The following is a 16631-nucleotide window of genomic DNA, read 5'->3' as shown; positions in this document are numbered from 1 at the left end:
GTTCTGCTCACTCGAAATGACCTTTTGTTGGTTGTTAGCTGTTCTTGAACAAACATATTTCAACCAATATTGACGGGCATTTCGAGCTTTTTTCTTTTTTCAAGCCAATAATCACGCTTGTTGCAGGACTAGGGCTGACGTTCCGCACGGCAGTGAGCGTCGAGTTGAATGAACGCGCTCGCGGGATCGGCGGCGCCGTTCCAGTTTTCCCAGAAGCGCGAGAGCGGGGTCCCTTCGGTGTGCTGCTTCTGTTTCACGTCGCCTTCCGACGTGCTGCCTTTGGGCTGCCAGTCTTTGCCCAAAGCCTGGCGCGCTTCGGCGAGCAACGCGCGCGCGCGCGGTTCATCGCCGCGTTTCCAAACGAGATAAGCCCGCAGGAAAAATCCACCGGCGGCTCGCGGATTGGTCCGGCACGCGGCGGCCAGGCGCTGCTCGGCTTTATCCGGATCACCGCGCAGCAAAGCGATTTCACCGAGGACCAGCAAGGCGCCGGTCTCTTCCGGGTTGATGGCGTGCGCCTGTTCCAATCGCGCCTCGGCCGCTTGAAGGTCCGCCGCCGAAGCGGCGGTCAGGGCGCGCAGCGTTCCCCACTGTTGATGCGCGCGATGGCTTTGCGGATTGATGCGGATCAGCACATCCCATTGGGCAAGCGCGCCGGCGACGTCGCCTTGCACAGCCAGGCATTGGCCCAGGTAATAGAGCGCGTCCTCGTGATGCGGATCCAATTCCAGCGCCTGGCGGAAGAGCGGAATGGCTTTGCGGACATCCTTCTCGATTTTCAGCGCGTTCATGGCGGCGCGGTGTTTGGTCCAGAATTCAACGATCCGCGCTCTGTTGGTTTGCGAAACGGCGCCTTCCCGATCCGATAGCCGATCGCCAATAGCCAATAGCCGATCGGTAATGGCCAACTGGCGATCGCCAATAGCCAATGGGCGATCCGTGGCAGCCAATGGGCGATCCGCAACGGAGGTTGAGTTCTTGGCGATCGGCGATTGGAGATCGGCTATTGGCAATGGCCGTGAGGATTCAGGCTTCCAAGGAGTCGCCGTGGGCGTGGCGTCGTCCGGAGAACCGCTCACGGCTGCGCGCGCTTCGATTCGCCTTGGCGCCGGCTCGCCTTCGGTGATTTCCCAGGTCGCGTCCGCGTCAAGGTTGGCGAAGAAACTCGTTTGTCCGCCAAGCCAGCGGACCTCCAGCCGTTCCACGATTTTTGCCGCGCCCAGGCCAAAATGAAGCGTGCGGCTGCTCTGCGACAGATAGGAAGCGCTCGACACCGTCCGGCGCAAGCCGGCTTCATTCACGTGGGCGATGGCTTTCGCGCCGTCGCCGAAGCCGAGCGCAGCGCCGTTCTTCAGCCTGCTGCGCAACCTCACCTTCAGCCAATGCCCGGTCTGCATTTCGTTTCGCAGCAATTGCACGCCTTCGCCCAGATGAACGAGCAGAATGTCCATGTCGCCGTCGTTGTCGTAATCGGAGACGGCCAGACCGCGGCTGACGTGTTGTTGGGCGAGCGATGGGTTCAGCGGCGCGAGATCGTGGAAGTGTTCGCCGCGGCGATTCCAGAACAGGAACGGTTCCTGCGGTTTCAGCCGCTTGGGAGCCGGGCCGTCGAATTCGAGAGTGTTTCCGTTCGCCACGACCAAATCGACCCAGCCGTCCCCGTCGAAATCCACGAATTCAGTGCCCCAACCGACAAACTGCAGCGCGATTTGGCCCAGACCTTTGCGGTCCGCGATGTCCATGAAGCGGAGCGGGTAACGCGGCGGAGTATTGGAGTGTTGGAGCGGTGGAGTCCTGGAAGGGGGCGCCGCTTGTGCCACTCCATTACTCCGGTTCCCCACGTCTCCATTACTTCTTTGGCCGAATTCTCCGCGCCGCACATTGAAGTCCGCCCACACATTGTCGTAGAGCGCGTTCTCCTGCGCGACCCAATGGGTGATGAAGAGATCATCGTCGCCGTCGCGATTGTAATCGCCGGCCGCCAAGCCCATGGCGCTGCGATAGTCGGCGACCCACGCGCCGTGGCTGATGTCCTCAAATTTGCCGCCGAGGTTGCGATAGAAAACATTATCGGAAATGTCGTTGGCCACGTAGAGATCGAGCCAGCCGTCGTCATCGAAATCGTGCCAGAGCGCGCCGAGGCTGCGGCCCGTGGGATTGGCGATGCCGAGCGCCTCAGCGGCTTCGGTGAACGTGCCATCGCCGTCGTTGCGGAAGAGAAGATTCAGCGCGGGTTGATACGAAGCCGGGTTCAGCGTGTAAGGCACGAACGTTCCGAATTGCTCCGAGCCGCGCGCCCGGTCTGCTTCGTTCTCGACGTACTGGACATAGCCGCACACGTAAAGATCGAGATCGCGGTCGTTGTCGAAATCGCCCCAGGAAACGCCGGACCAGAAGCCCGTCCGGTCGGGGAAGCGAGTCTCGCGCGTGAATCGGCCCGTGCCGCCTTCGTTGTGAAACAGGAGCAGCGCGTTGTAGCCGGAGACCACCAGGTCGAGAAAGCCGTCGCCGTCGTAATCGCCCCACGCTGCGCCCATCCCGCGAATCTGCACCACCGGAAAGCTCTCCACTTTTCGGAACGTGCCGTCGCCTGAATTCCGGTGCAATTCGCACGGGCGCAGCTTGTCGGTCGAAACATTGAGCGGGCCGCCTGCACTCACCAAGAAGACATCGTCGTCCCCGTCGTTGTCGAAGTCGCCCCAGGCGGCCCCGGGCCCCATGTCCTCGGGCAGTTGCGAAGTACGATCGCCGGCGAAAGTACGGAAGGAAGCAAGCCCGGCGGCCTGCGTCACATCCGCGAAGCGCGGTCTGGGCGCCTCAGGGGGCAAGCCGCGCGCGAGCGAACTGGTGATGTCGGCAAGCTTCTCGTCCGGGCGATACTGCCTGGGATGGCGCTTGAGGTAAGTGAGAATGCCGCCGGTTACACCGAGCGCAGCCACGAGCGAAAGAATGGCTGCCGTCCACCGAAGCTTGCGCCGGCGCGGGTTAAGGCGCGGTTTAAGGGGAGTGAGGCTCACAACGCGCGTGGGGAATGGACGCGGCTTCCTTCTTTCCATGAACCTGACGGTAGGGCGAGCTTGTCCCAGCGAGCCGAGTCACACGTGTTCCACGCGCGTGGAGCGGCTCGCCGGGACGGACTCGCCCTACCCTGGTTCATGAGCGAGAGCATGGTGAATCGGACCCAGGACGATTTCATCTCGCGCTCGCTACGCGGTCTTTGGGCTTTACCAGCACGGTCGCGGTGGCTCGGGTGAGTTCCGTGACCGGAGCAGTGACTTTGCCTTCGCCCAACAGGTAGTTCAGGAGAAACTGATCGATCTTCCGGTATTGGAGAATCACCGTGATCTGATACTTGCCTTGCGCGGATGGCGGAGGCACCTGGAGGTTCTCTTCCCGTGGCCCGGCGTTCTGCGCGGGCTCTTGCTTCAACACGTCGGACGGACAGGGAATGGAGTATTGAACGGAATCCGAATAACCGGGAAACAGCGCGCGCCGATACCGCACGCCGACCATTTCCCAGAGGTTGTGCCGGTCGATGAGGTTCCCGTGTTGATCCACCGGCTCGGCTTTGAACAGAAAGCTGCCTGGCTCGATGAAGTTTTTCTCGTCGCGTTTGCCCGAACTGTAAATTTCCTTTCCGGCCTCGTCCGTGACGCGAACTTCCAGCCAGCTCTGGATGATATCGAGCGGTCCGGTTGGAAAATCGTGGCCGACTTTGTTGGACGCGAGCACCACGCGCAACGGAATGGTTTCCCCGGGCGCGGCACTCTCCGGCGCGTGCAACAGGATTTTGACGATGGGACCTTCCGCCCATTTGTCACGGATTTCCGGCACGCTGAATTTGCCCTGCAGCCATCGCTCGGTGAGACGGGTGTGTTCTTCGCCGTGTTCGAGCTTGAGCATCGCGGGAATCATCTGGTTTGCGCCCAGGAAGCGATGGCTCCGATGTTTGCCGTCGCGGGCATTGCGATTGTAGTCGGCGGCGTCGCCGGCCGCCGGATCGCGCGAATCCACAAGCGGCATGTGGCATTCGCGGCATTCGATGGTCCGTTGCGCGTCGCCTTTTTGGTTCCAGTGGCTGGCGGCCCAGTTGTCGTACTGATTCTGCAACTGGACCCAGCCGACGCGATTGACCTCTTGATCGATGAATTGCTTGTGGCACGCCGCGCAATATTCGGGCTTCTTGAACGAACGCTTGGCGAGTTTGTTGTGTTCGCCCGGATAGGCGCGGATGAGAAAGTCGCGCGCAAGCTTGCCCAGGCCTTTCTCCTCCCATTGCCAGAGATATTCCAGGGGCTGCGTGATGGTGTAATTGGCGTTGCCCTGGATGTCCGTCTCGCGCACCGCGTGGCAAGCCAGACACGAAACCCCTTCCTGATACCCGTGCAGGCCGGTCAAGTTTTCGACGAAAAGATTTTTCGTCCCGGAGAACAGTGAAATCGGGTCGTGGCATCCGCCGCAATAGCGGGTGGACTCGGCGCCGTTTTGTTTGGCCATGACCGTTTGAATGCCTTGAAAGGCCGGGTCCATCGCCGCGTACCGATGCGCGCTCGGCAGCCATTCTTGAACGATCTGTTCGTGGCAACCGGCCGTGCCGCAGGTTTTCGATCCCGCCAGCGACCGGGCATCGAACGCGCCGCCGGTATCCGTCCGCGCCAGGCTCGGCGCAAAGGGACGGTTGGTGCCGTAAAGGTAATTGTAGTCGGCGGGGAATTCGTTCACGTACCGCGTGCCGGAATAAGCGAGCCTGAGGGCGCCAATCAGGAGCAGTCCGGCCACGGAGGCGCCGAAGGTTCGCGCCAGGTAACCGAACGCTTGAGCCGTTCGTCCTTCCCGCCAGCCGCGCAAGAAAGAGAAAAACACGTGCGGCAATATTGTCCCAACAACTGCGAACGTGGAGTAAAGGTGGACGTTCCGCCAAAGGGCCGAAGTGCGGGTGCTCAACAACGCTTGCCCGGTGAGTACAAGCCCGGACAGGGAGCAAACGATCAGCGCCAACAGCCCGACGTAGCCCAGCAGCAAAACGTGCGAAGCCGAGTAACGGCCGTAGTCCTGCCAGTGACGGACGCAATACCACGCCAGCGGAAGCAGAACGATGACCCCGGCCACCGTGTGGACGAGCACACTCCATTGGGTGCCGGAATGAAACGGGAAAAACGTAATCGCCAGACCGGAGAGAGCTTCGAACAACAAGCTCGCCATGGCGAATCGAGCCAGAAACGAAGTCCAGCCGGTTTGAAGGCGAGGACTGGAGATGCGTGATTTCTCTTCCATAAAAAGAATCGCGATTTGTTGTCGTGTCAGATCATTTGCCGAGATTCGTTTCCGAAAAGGCGAGGCAAACCTGCCGGTTTGCCGCGACTCCCCGCAGGGCGTCGGCCACCTTTTCGGAAATTGCTTTTGGCGATCACTAGTTCGGAACGGCATTCTGCCGGGTCGTGGGATCAGGCAGACCGAGGCCGATCCCGCACGAGATTATCGCCAGAGCGCGGAGATCAACTTTGACAGAGGTCAAGACTCACGAACCGTGAAGTGAACCATTCGGATTCCCCCTCACCCTTCCCTCTCCCCCAGTGGGCGAGAGGGAAGGTGAGGGGGACGGTTCATGTGAACCGAAAACTGTGTGGACCGCAGCCTTTAGGCTGCTTCGGCGCGCTCTCCGCAGTCCAGCGTGGAAGCGGCCTAAAGGCCACGGTCCGGAGGAATGGATTCATAGGAAGTTCCCTTGGCCAAGAAGCCATGCCCATGGCCCATGAACCGAAAACCGTGCGGACCGCAGCCTTCAGGCTGCTTCGGCGCACTCTCCGCAGTCCAGCGCTGAAGCGGCCTAAAGGCCGCGGTCCGGTTCGCGGGAAGAGCGGTTAGCCCACGGAAACACACAAAACACCAGAATCGAAGCGTTGCGCTCCGTTTCTTGTTTGCTCCTGTTAACCGTACCGACTACCCCATCGCAGCCAGGACTTCACCCAGCACCGCAGCAAGCTTCGCGGCGCAACGGTCGATCCTTTGCCGGAACGCCCACAGTGCAGCGACCTTGCCAGGCGACTTCGCCAGGGTCCAGGTCAGCTTGAGGTAATCCAGCTTTTGGTCGGAGGTCATCAGCCGATTGAAATCCAGCGGCAGATCTTCATCGGCGGCGTCTGAAATCACGCGGATCGTGGCCGACGGTATGTTTCGTTGCGCGCAGATTTCCCGGAGCGGACCGGACTCCATCTCGACGGCGTCCGCGCCGGTGGAGCGCCAGAGGGCGAGTTTCTCGGCCACCGTGGAGGCGATTCGGTCGCAGGAAAGGAAGCGCACGGGCCTGGCGCAGGCGGATTGCAGCGCCGGCGCCAAATTTGAATCACCCGGAGCGTCGAATCCAACCTCTCCAGTCCGCAGTTCAGGATTCAATCCGCCGGCAAAGCCGCTGCTCAAGACGAGCGCTGGCGTTTCGTCCTTCAGCGCGTTCAGGAGGGATTGTTTGGCGTTGCGAGGTCCGATGCCGGTGATGAGGATCTGGCAAGGCCGGGACCGAGTCAGTTTTCGGAAGTGTCTGGCTTCATCCTCCACCGCGAAACAGATCAGGACCGGAGCGTTGTGAGGATTCTCTTGCACCGGTTCAAAGAACGCGTCCTTTCCCGCTCCCTGAACGTCCCCCTCTCCCGTTCTCTTTCCCCCTCTGAGGGGGAGAGGGTGTCCGCAGAACGGGAAAGTGAGGGGATGCACCACCCATGTGTTCAGGATGGTCGAGGCGTGGAACGAAGCTAGGCCTTCGAGCCAGGATTTGAAACCGCACGGCTCAGCGCGCCCCGAGTACGCAAGCTTCCACGCCACGATTCACCGTGTGGCCATTGGGTTTGATGGCGCGTGGAGCCGCCAGGTTCCGGTAAGTGGCCAGGGCCAGCAACGGCCAACTGTTCCGATAAATGTCGTACTTCAGATAAAAGACCCGAGGAAATCCGGTTCCCGTGGTTTCGAGTTCGGTCCAACTGCCGTCGGCATTCTGCGCGCGGACGAGGTATTCGATTCCGCGCACCAGACTGGGCAACTGCGCGTCGCCGAACGTGCAAAGCCCCATGATCGCCCACGCAGTTTGCGAAGCCGTGCTCGGGCCCTGGCCTTTGAACACCGGATCGTCGTAAGTATTGCAACGTTCGCCCCAGCCGCCGTCGTTGTGCTGGACGCTTTCGAGCCACGATTTGGCTTTCAGGAGCCAGGGTTGCTGCATGTCGAGTCCAAGCGCGCGCATGCCGCGGAGCACTTGCCAGGTGCCGTAAACGTAATTCACGCCCCAGCGCCCGTACCAGGAGCCGTCCGCTTCCTGACGGTCTCGGACGAACTCGATCGCCTTTTGGACCTGGGGATGGTCGAGGCTCCAGTTCTCGTAACCGACCAGTTCCAGAATGCGCGCGGCGATGTCGGCGCACTCCGGGTCGAGCATGGCGTTGTGGTCCGCGAACGGGACCTTCTCCAGAATGTTCTTCGTGCAATCCTTGTCGAAAGCGCCCCAGCCTCCGTCCTTGCACTGGAACGTCATCATCCAATCGAGACCGCGCCGGAAGGCCGCGTCGCGCCGGGCCGGATTGCGCGTGGGAATCTTTCGCAGCGCGAGCAGAACCATCGCCGTGTCGTCCACGTCCGGGTTCCACTTGTTCTCGTACTCGAACGCCCAGCCACTGGGTTCGACGTCGGTCGGGTTCTTGTAATGCCAGTCGCCTCGAAACCGGATTTCTTTGTCGATCAGCCAATCGCAAGCGCGGACCAATGCCGGATGAGCGCCGGGCAGGCCGGACTCGTGCAGACAGATGGTGACGATGGCGGTGTCCCAGACGGGCGAGAAACACGGCTCGATGCGCACGCTGTCCGCGGTCTCGTGTTCTAGCTTCTTAAGCTCGCGTTCGGCGCGGACGACTTCCGGGTGATCGTCCGGGTAACCGAGCGCTTTGAGCGCGATCAACGAATTGAGCATCGCCGGGAAAATCGCGGCCAGGCCGTCGGTGCCCTCCAGCCGTTCGATCATCCATTCCTCGGCCTTCTTCAAGGCGCGTTTTCGGAACGGATGAATTTTGTTTTGCGCGAACCACTCGGCGAATTTGTGGAGCTTGTCCAGCCAGATGAAGAAATTCCGCCACGTGAAAAACTCCGGGTCGAACGCCAGCTTCAAGTCCCGCCGGTGATGGCCTTCCGGATACAATTCATCCAGCGAGATGTTGTTGGGCCGGCGCGTGGGTTTGAAGTGGTTGATGATCGCCAGTGGCACGAGCATCGACCGGCTCCACGAGCTCATTTCGTAAAAATTCACGTGGAACCATTTGCCGAGCAGGATGACCTCGCACGGAATAGTCGGCACGCAATTCCAGGGGAACAAACCCAGCAGCGCCAGGTAAAGCCGCGAGAAGGTGTTGAGCCGGGGCACGCCGCCCAGGCTGAGCGCCATTTCGCGCGCGCGCAGCATCCGCGGATCCGTCACGGGCACGCCGGCCAGCTTCAACGCGAGGTACGCCTTGACCGTGGCGTTGATTTCCGCCGGGCCGCCGTGATAGATGTTCCACCCGCCGTCCGGCAATTGCATGGACAGGATGTGGTTGACGGCTTTGCGCTGCCAGGCCGGATCGACTTTCCCGTTCCAATGGTGGTACGCGATCGTGTCGGAAACCAGAGTGGAATCGACCATCAGTTCGCCGACCCAATAGCCTTCCGGTTTTTGCTGGCCGAGCAAATAGCATTGAGACCGCGCAAGGGCGGTCTCCACATCGTTCTGAGTTTGAGTCGCGAGATAAGTCTGCTGTGGTGCTTCTCTGAGAGTGCTCTCGCGAGGTGATTTTGCTAGCACGGGGCATACATTGCCGAAATCGGAAGGGAGCTGTAAAGAGCTTTGTTGGGCTGGGCCGGACCGGACCGGCGAACTCAGGGCCAGTGAAGTAGCGCAGAATTCAATTCTGCTGTATCGCGGATTTGTAATCCGCAAGGTTTCCGCCGGTTCGACAGGCTTCGACCTGCCGAGGGCTTGCCGAATGCAATTCGGCGATACGGCAGATTGAAAATCTGCGCTACTTCATCATCAGCCCTGCTTTGAACTTTGAACTTTGAACTTGAATCGCCGAACGCTAGTTTCGCGCGCCGATGAAATATTCCAAGTACCACGCCCTGGGGAACGATTACCTCGTGATCCATCCCAAAGATCTCGCCGCCGAGTTGACGACCAGGCAAATCCAACTGATTTGCCACCGCAATTTCGGGGTCGGTTCGGACGGGATCCTCCTCGGACCCCTGCCGTCCAGGCAATGCCGGTTTGGGCTGCGCATCTTCAATCCCGACGGCAGCGAAGCGGAGAAGAGCGGCAACGGATTGCGGATCTTTTCGCGCTACTTGTGGGACGCGGGCTTGGTGAAAGGGGAAGAGTTCGCCATCGAAACGCCCGGGGGCGCCGTCAAATCGACTGTGCTGGACAACGGGAAAACCGTGCGGGTCGAGATGGGCCAGGTGAGCTTCCGCAGCGACCGGATTCCCGTGACCGGTCCAACGCGCGAGGTTCTCAACGAAACGCTGGCCGTCGCGGACCAAACGTTTCGGTTCTGCGCCGCGACCGTTGGAAACCCGCACTGCGTGATCCCGCTGGCCGAAGTCACGCCGGAGTTGGCGAAGACGTACGGGCCGGGCATCGAGGTTCACAAGCTCTTCCCGAAGCGCATCAATGTCCAGTTCATGAAAGTGCTGGATCGGAACCGGGTTCGGATTGAGATCTGGGAGCGCGGCGCGGGTTACACGCTGGCTTCGGGCAGCAGCAGCAGCGCCGCCGCGGCCGTGGCGAACAAGCTGGGCCTGTGCGACCGATCGATCGCCGTGCTCATGCCGGGCGGGACGATTTCCATCGAGATCCAGGACGATTTTTTCATCTTGATGACCGGGTCGGTGACGAAAGTGGCCGAAGGCCAGATTTCTAAAGAGGTCTTCGAGAATGAGGTCGGGACCTGAGGAGTGGATGCGCTGCCCGCGCTCCTTCCGCGAGATTTCAAGCTGGCCAAACCCGGGCGTTTCCCGCAACTTTTCCGGCGCGATGAACTCAACGCGACACCTGTTTGTCGGAACTTATACCGCCATCGTGACGCCTTTTCGCAACGGTCACGTGGACGAATCAGCCCTGGAACGCCTGATCAAAAGCCAGATCGCCGGCGGCGTCGATGGGATTGTCCCGGTCGGAACTACCGGCGAGTCTCCCACCCTTTCTTTTGAGGAACACATCCGAGTCGTCGAACTGTCGATCCAGCTCGCGGCCGGCAAATGCAGAGTCCTGGCCGGCACGGGAGCCAATTCGACCAGCGAGGCGATCTATCTGACCAAAGCCGCGGAGAAGGCGGGCGCGGACGGTTCGCTTCAAGTTTCCCCTTACTACAACAAGCCCAGCCAGGAAGGTTTGTTCCAGCATTTCCAGAGCATCGCGCGCGCGACGCGTTTGCCCGTTATTCTTTACAGCGTGCCGAGCCGATGCGGCGTTGAAATCGGCGTCGAAACAGTCAGCCGGCTGGCGAGCGATTGCCCGAATGTGGTCGGGATCAAAGAAGCGGGCGGCAATCCGGACCGCGTCAGCCAGTTGCGCGCGGCCTTGGGCAAGAAGTTCGTCATCTTGAGCGGCGACGATTCGCTGACGCTTCCGTTTATGGCGGTCGGAGCGCAGGGCGTGGTGAGCGTCGCGTCGAACGTGATCCCCAAGGAGGTGGCGCAGATGGTGCGGGCCTTTGCCAAAGGCAACGTCGAGATCGCCCTCAAACTGCACGAGAAATACTTCGCGTTGTTCAAAGACCTGTTCATCGAAACCAACCCGGGACCCGTCAAAGCCGCGCTCGCCCTGCTGGGGCAAATCGAAGAGGAATATCGCCTCCCGTTGGTCGCCATGGCCCCGAAGAACCGGGAGAAGCTCAAAGCCACCCTGCAGAAGTGCGGATTGCTGAAATGAACAGGGAGATCAAACACCTAATGTCGAAGCACGAATGACGAAAGAATTCCGAATGACGAATGACGAACAAAGTGCCGGCGCGTCCGTAGCAATTGGGCATTGGGGTTTGGTCATTCTCTCGTCATGGGTCATTGGGAATTAGTCATTGACGGAGATCCGCCACGCATTGCTGCATGACCAAAATCGTCATCAACGGCTCGAAAGGCCGCATGGGGCAAACGCTGATCGCTTGCGCCGCGCGCAACCCGCAGCTTCAAATCGCCGGTCAGATTGACCTCGGCGATGATATGCGGAGCGTGATTGACGGCGCCGATGTCATCATCGACTTCAGCTTCCACGATGCGACTGCCTCCACAGCCGCGCTCTGCGCCGAGCGGCGCAAGGCACTGGTCATCGGCACGACGGGCCATTCCGAATCCGAGAAATCGCAAATCGCAAATCGCAAATCTCAAATCCCGATCGTCTGGGCGTCGAATTACTCTACGGGCGTGAACACGTTGTTCTGGCTGACGCGGAAGGCCGCGGAAATTCTTGGCCCGGACTTCGACCTGGAAGTCGTCGAAATGCACCACCGCACGAAGAAGGACGCTCCCAGCGGCACCGCGGCCACGCTGGCGGAAATCCTTGCGGAAGTCCGAGGCCAGCAATTGCGCAAAGTGATTCGCCACGGACGCGAGGGCATCACCGGTGAGCGGACGAGCACTGAAATCGGCATGCACTCGCTGCGCGGTGGCGACGTCGTCGGCGATCACACCGTGGTTTTCGCCACGAACGGCGAGCGGCTGGAATTGACGCACAAAGCCGCGAGCCGGGAGACATTCGCCAACGGCGCGCTGCGCGCCGCCCAATGGGCCGTGAAGCAAAAGCCCGGGCTTTACGACATGCAGGACGTGCTGGGGTTGCGGTGATTTGCGATTGGCGATTGAAGATTGGCTATCGGCGATTGAACCTTGAAACGAGGGTTCGGCCCACGAAAAACACCAAACACACGAAAGGAGAAAGCGGCGAAGCTTCAGAAGCCCTCGCGCTGTGGGTGAGGAGAACTGTGTCCGCATCGCGTTTCGATTTGGTGTGTTGCGTGTGTTTGGTGGGCAGAACCGCTCTTTCCCATAAACCGGCCGGTAGAGCGAGCCTGTCGCTGGCGAGCCGAGACGAACGTGTTCCAAGCACGTCGATCGGCTCGCCGGGACGGACTCGCCCTGCCGGGTTCGTGGGGCGAGGGCATGGTAATCAGACCAACGAAGCTTCCCATGAACCCACCTCCCGGACCGTGGCCTTCAGGCCGCTTCAACGCTCGACTTCTGAGAGTGCGCGGAAGCAGCCTGAAGGCTGCGGTCCGCCCGGTCTCAGGTTCATGGACCATGTGGACGGCTCGAAGGCCGTGGGAGCCCCCTATGAACCTGACGGTAGGGCTGCGTTGCCGCGCAGCCGATCTTTGGTCGATGCGGCGGAGCAGCAGCTCCGCCCTACCATTGACGGGTTCATGGGACGAGTGCAGGTCCGAAAGAAACAGGCAACTTCCCATGAACCAACCCACCCCTTCGCCCCTCCCAGGAGGGGAACCGGGCGTTGCGACGCCGGACGGAGCTCCGCTCCTGGGAGGGGAAGGGGTGGGTTCCGTTTGCTTTGAACTCCACGCTCCGCATTCCGCACTGCGCGCTCGCCATCGTCGCGCTCGGCTCAAACCTCGGAGATTCCCGCCAAATCATTTTGCGGGCGATGAAGCGTCTCCAGTCGCTGAGCGATGGCCCCCTCCTGCGCTCCGCGCTCTGGGAAAGCTCGCCCGTGGATTGTCCACCCGGTTCGCCGAACTTCGTGAATTCCGTGGTGGCTTTGGTTCCGGGCGCAGATGAAACTCCCGAAACCATCCTGGCCGAATTGCAGGCGCTGGAAAAGGAATTCGGCCGCCGAAGGAGGGAGATTTTGAATGAACCGCGCCCGTTGGATCTCGATTTGATCGCCTTCGGCCAGGAGACGCGCGCGACCGCGAGCCTGACTCTGCCGCACCCGCGCGCCCACCTGCGACGATTCGTTTTACAGCCGCTGGCCGAGATCGCGCCGCAACTAGTCTTGCCCGGACAACAGCTCACCGTCGAACAGCTTCTTGCTTGCCTCCGAACCGTAGAGGCCGTTCAACGGATCGACACGCCGCCCCCCTACAGTACTGATCAGACCGTGGGATAGAATACACATTGCCAGGAGGGATTTTGGCCATCGGCGAGGAGCGCGCGAGGCGGTGGATCCCTGCGATCCACAACGAGCGAGCGACGAAGCGGCTGGCCCAAAGACCCCTGGCCCTGCGGGTTGCGCCGCATTTGGGCTCTGGCTTCGTTGCTCCTCAGTCGAAGATCCACCAGGGATATTCTCCTTCGTCGCGAGAGGGCTTTCTTGGAAACATGAGAGCCGAGCCAACGCCCCTCCTCTCCCCAGCCCTCTTCTCCCTTCGGGAAGAGAGGGAGAAGACTTCGTTGACCGACAGTTTTGATCGCACCTGCACACGCGCCCCGCGTGTTCCGACTGGCGCTCTCGCCAGTCGGTTCGTCGTTGCTTCTCATCACACGATCGCTCGTTCGGACGGAAGACTGTGGTCGGCGAGGGCGCCAACCACGGCACGCGAGGCGCGTGCGCTCCCCATCCGACCCGAATCTCTTCAGGCTTGCGAAGCTGCGGCGGCGGCTTGAGTTGACGGGATGGGCGCTTTGCGGAACTGCTGCAGCCAGTTCCAGAAGATGATGGTCAGGATCACGACGCCGATCGGCACCCACATGGCGCGGATGCGGCCCGCCGCGATCCAGCCGATCAGTTTGTAGCCCACCACGGCGTATGTGATGGTGAAGGCGTTGCCGATGAGAAAAATGTTGAAGATCGTCTGGCCGCTCGGCTTGGAAATCTTCGGGTCGGCCTCTTCCAGCCAGCGCTTCCACAGCCCGCCGACTTTCAATGCCAGCCAGACGCCGATGAGATAGCCCAGGCCGAGCAGGAGAAACGAGACGTAGAGGAATCCTTCCAGGAATATCAGCGCCTGGGCTTGCCAGGCGTTCGGCCGAATTCGAGGATCGGTCGATCCCTCCGGCGCGACGCAATCCCACAGAGTATCGACAAGATTCTTGACAAAGACGGCCTCCACAAACACCGCGAAACCATACCCGATCAAAAGCGCGAGAGGCCCGGTGTAATCAGTGAGCAGTGAGTTCATGTTGGATCCTTTCTGGGTGTTAGGTGATGGACGGTCAGGAAAGCGCACGCACGGTGCGCACGGTTTGGTTGAGTTAATCCAGAAATACTGCAATGCTGGGCCCAGGTAAAGCAAATGTTGCCGTGTGAGCGGCTCGTGCGCGTAGCGCAGATTTGGAATCTGCCGTATCGCAGAATTTCATTCTGCGAAGCGTCGCTCAGTCCGAACGCGCGGGGACTTGTCAACGCCTTGCCGATTACAAATCGGCGATACAGCAGATTACAAATCCGCGCTACGAATTCAGCAGCCCGACCGCGAGAAACCTTTGCAGCGCGCAACTCGAAACGAGAAAGGCTCCATGCATCGTCCCACGATTCTCCCTCTCCTTGTCCTCACCGCCGCCTCAGCCATTTGGGCCAGCGGCCAAACCGCCGACACCCGCAAAACATCTTCTTACCAGCGCATCAAAGCCGCGCTCGACGCCGTGCCCGCCATCGACACCCACGATCATCTGCATCCGTTCGAACTCCTGCCCGGCTTCGTGGAGACGGACAAAGGCCGGGGCATGAATTTGTCGAGCCTGTGGCGGAACAGCTACTACACGTGGTTCAATCCGCTCACGCCCTGGAAATCCGGCGGCGCGTTTGACGATTGGTGGGCCCGGGCCAAAAACGATTTCAAAGACGCCCGCGCCACCAGCTTTTACCGATACCAATTGCCGGCGTTCAAAGACCTTTACGGAATCGATTTCGACACGATCACGGACGCGCAAGCTCGCGAGTTGAACGGCCAAATCTTCAAAAATTACCAGGACCAGAAATGGCTTTACCACGTCGTCACGGAGCGGGCGAACATCGAGCTGATGTTCAACGATCCCTACTGGGCGCGGCTCAAGTTCACCACCTACTATCCGTTCGAAATCCTGGTCTTCAACGTCACGTTGCTGCCGCAGGCACATCATTCGTCGCAGTTCAGCAATCCGTGGGACAGCCCGTATCGGTTCGCCAAGGAGGAAGGGCTGCCCATGGAATCGCTCGACGATTATTTGAAAGTGCTGGATCGGCTTTTCCAGAAAGCGAAGGCCGCCGGCGCAGTGTGTTTGAAGACCACGCTGGCTTATGTGAGAACTCTGGATTTTGAAAATGTGCCCAGGGAAGTTGCCGCGCCGTTGTTCGGCCGGCCCCGGACCAGCCTCACACCGAAAGAGGCGAAAGCGTTCGAGGATTACATCATGTGGCGGCTGGTGGAATTAAGCGCGAAATACGATTTGCCGTTCCAAATTCACACCGGCCAAGCGCGCATCCAGGGCTCCAATCCGATGCTGCTGGTCGATCTGATCGCGGCGAACCCGAACACAAAGTTCATTCTGTTTCATGGCGGTTTTCCGTGGGTTGGCGAAACCGGCGCCATCCTCATGCGCCATTCCAAGCACGTGTGGATCGATTCAGTCTGGCTGCCGACGCTGAGCTACACCATGGCCAAGCGCGCGTTTCACGAATGGCTCGAAGTGATGCCCTCGGACCGCATCATGTGGGGCGCCGATTGCAACCACGCGGAAGGCATCTATGGCGCGACCGAATTCACACGCATGTGCCTGGCCGAAGTCCTGGCGGAGAAGATCGATCGCGGCGATCTCCGGGAGGAACACGCGTTGCGAATTGGCCGTCAAATCCTCCGCGACAACGCCCTCGCGCTCTTTCCGCAATTGAAGGAGCGGCTCTGGAAACACAAAGGCAAACTGGTGGTGCCTTCCGGTGTCGCGATCCCAATCAAATAGAGTCCTTGTGTTTTGAAAATGGGTGGAACGGGCTACCAGCCCGTTTTCGGCGGCAACCTGCCGCCGAGGATAGAACAGCGGCAGGCTGGTCGCCGGCCGCGACGGGCCAGTGGCTTGTTCCACCTGGAGGCAATTTTCGAAACGCTTTTAGACTTACTGATCAGAGCGTGGGATAGAATACACTTTGTTGCGTCGCATTTGGGCTCTGGTGAGGCGCAACGAAGGAGAATATCCCTGGTGGATCTCACTTACAGGACGGCGCTTCGAGGCGCGCCCCACGCGGGCGTGCCCGAAAGCGTTCCTGTGAGGGCATGCCAGGGCCTGAGTTGGGGCCTGAGTAGGTCACGCCCCTTCGTTTTTCAGGCACAGCATCCCTCACGAAACGAGCCATCCCAGACGGAGCTGATTCGCGCGCGAGCGAACAGCCATGCCTCGGAATGAACATCTGACGCGCGTCGAGTTGATTGACCCGGTGTTGCACGATCTCGGGTGGACGGGCGCACTGATCCGTGAAGAAAAGATTCCTGGTGGTTCGGACATCATTGACGGTCGTCCAGTCAAGCGTTCTGGGCGCACCGATTACTTGCTTTGCCTGCCGATTTTGCCCCGCAGGCCACCCTTAGTGGTCCATTTCATAAATACGCTCACGTTCGCGGCAAGGGATTTTTCGGCCAGACGAGGCGCGAGCGACGAGCATATCCCGAAGTGGATCTGTAAGGAGCAAGCAACGAAGTCTGGCGAAA

The 16631-nt window shown here is 60.3% G+C and carries 12 protein-coding genes; 6 read left to right on the top strand and 6 right to left on the bottom strand.

The genetic code is table 11. From position 1 onward, the window contains the following. Positions 1-128 precede the first annotated feature (128 nt). The 5 genes from FJ398_16950 to shc form a co-directional block, all read right to left on the bottom strand. Positions 129-3056 carry a tetratricopeptide repeat protein gene (locus FJ398_16950; GenBank protein MBM3839620.1) on the bottom strand — a complete coding sequence of 976 codons (2928 nt, stop codon included), beginning with the start codon at positions 3054-3056 and terminating at the stop codon, positions 129-131. Further along, positions 3014-3196 (bottom strand): hypothetical protein, encoded by a 183-nt coding sequence (locus FJ398_16945; protein MBM3839619.1) that lies wholly within the window; start codon positions 3194-3196, stop codon positions 3014-3016. Before FJ398_16945 ends, FJ398_16950 begins: the two co-directional genes overlap by 43 nt. Beyond that, entirely contained in the window at positions 3193-5427 is a 2235-nt protein-coding gene (locus tag FJ398_16940) for a hypothetical protein (GenBank protein MBM3839618.1), read from the bottom strand. The genes FJ398_16945 and FJ398_16940 overlap by 4 nt, the downstream gene beginning before the upstream one ends. Before the next feature lie 513 nt (positions 5428-5940). Then, positions 5941-6819, bottom strand: coding sequence for a hypothetical protein (locus FJ398_16935; GenBank protein MBM3839617.1), 879 nt, complete (start codon positions 6817-6819; stop codon positions 5941-5943). Next, entirely contained in the window at positions 6782-8815 is a 2034-nt protein-coding gene (shc, locus tag FJ398_16930; protein MBM3839616.1) for a squalene--hopene cyclase, read from the bottom strand. Before shc ends, FJ398_16935 begins: the two co-directional genes overlap by 38 nt. Positions 8816-9105: 290 nt before the next feature. On the opposite strand from shc, the gene FJ398_16925 reads away from it, so the two are divergent. The 5 genes from FJ398_16925 to folK all read left to right on the top strand — a co-directional run bounded on the left by FJ398_16925 (position 9106) and on the right by folK (position 13120). Then, positions 9106-9957 (top strand): diaminopimelate epimerase, encoded by an 852-nt coding sequence (locus FJ398_16925; protein MBM3839615.1) that lies wholly within the window; start codon positions 9106-9108, stop codon positions 9955-9957. Positions 9958-10057: 100 nt separating this feature from the next. Then, positions 10058-10936: a 4-hydroxy-tetrahydrodipicolinate synthase gene (locus FJ398_16920; protein ID MBM3839614.1), complete on the top strand. Its 879-nt coding sequence runs from the start codon at positions 10058-10060 to the stop codon at positions 10934-10936. Positions 10937-11109: 173 nt separating this feature from the next. Further along, positions 11110-11844: a 4-hydroxy-tetrahydrodipicolinate reductase gene (locus tag FJ398_16915; protein MBM3839613.1), complete on the top strand. Its 735-nt coding sequence runs from the start codon at positions 11110-11112 to the stop codon at positions 11842-11844. Between the two features lie 137 nt (positions 11845-11981). After that, positions 11982-12566 carry a hypothetical protein gene (locus tag FJ398_16910; GenBank protein MBM3839612.1) on the top strand — a complete coding sequence of 195 codons (585 nt, stop codon included), beginning with the start codon at positions 11982-11984 and terminating at the stop codon, positions 12564-12566. A gap of 14 nt (positions 12567-12580) precedes the next feature. Then, on the top strand, positions 12581-13120 hold the full coding sequence (gene folK / locus FJ398_16905) for a 2-amino-4-hydroxy-6-hydroxymethyldihydropteridine diphosphokinase (protein ID MBM3839611.1): 540 nt from the start codon (positions 12581-12583) through the stop codon (positions 13118-13120). Between the two features lie 466 nt (positions 13121-13586). Here the strand turns inward: folK and FJ398_16900 are convergent, their stop codons facing one another. After that, positions 13587-14132, bottom strand: coding sequence for a hypothetical protein (locus FJ398_16900; GenBank protein MBM3839610.1), 546 nt, complete (start codon positions 14130-14132; stop codon positions 13587-13589). 337 nt (positions 14133-14469) lie between these two features. Between FJ398_16900 and FJ398_16895 the strand changes: the two genes are divergently transcribed. Further along, positions 14470-15888: an amidohydrolase gene (locus tag FJ398_16895; protein ID MBM3839609.1), complete on the top strand. Its 1419-nt coding sequence runs from the start codon at positions 14470-14472 to the stop codon at positions 15886-15888. The last annotated feature ends 743 nt before the right edge of the window (positions 15889-16631 follow it).

The sequence above is a fragment of the Verrucomicrobiota bacterium genome (assembly GCA_016871535.1).
Classification (GTDB): Bacteria; Verrucomicrobiota; Verrucomicrobiia; order Limisphaerales; family SIBE01; genus VHCZ01.
This window is presented reverse-complemented; position numbering and strand designations above follow the sequence as displayed.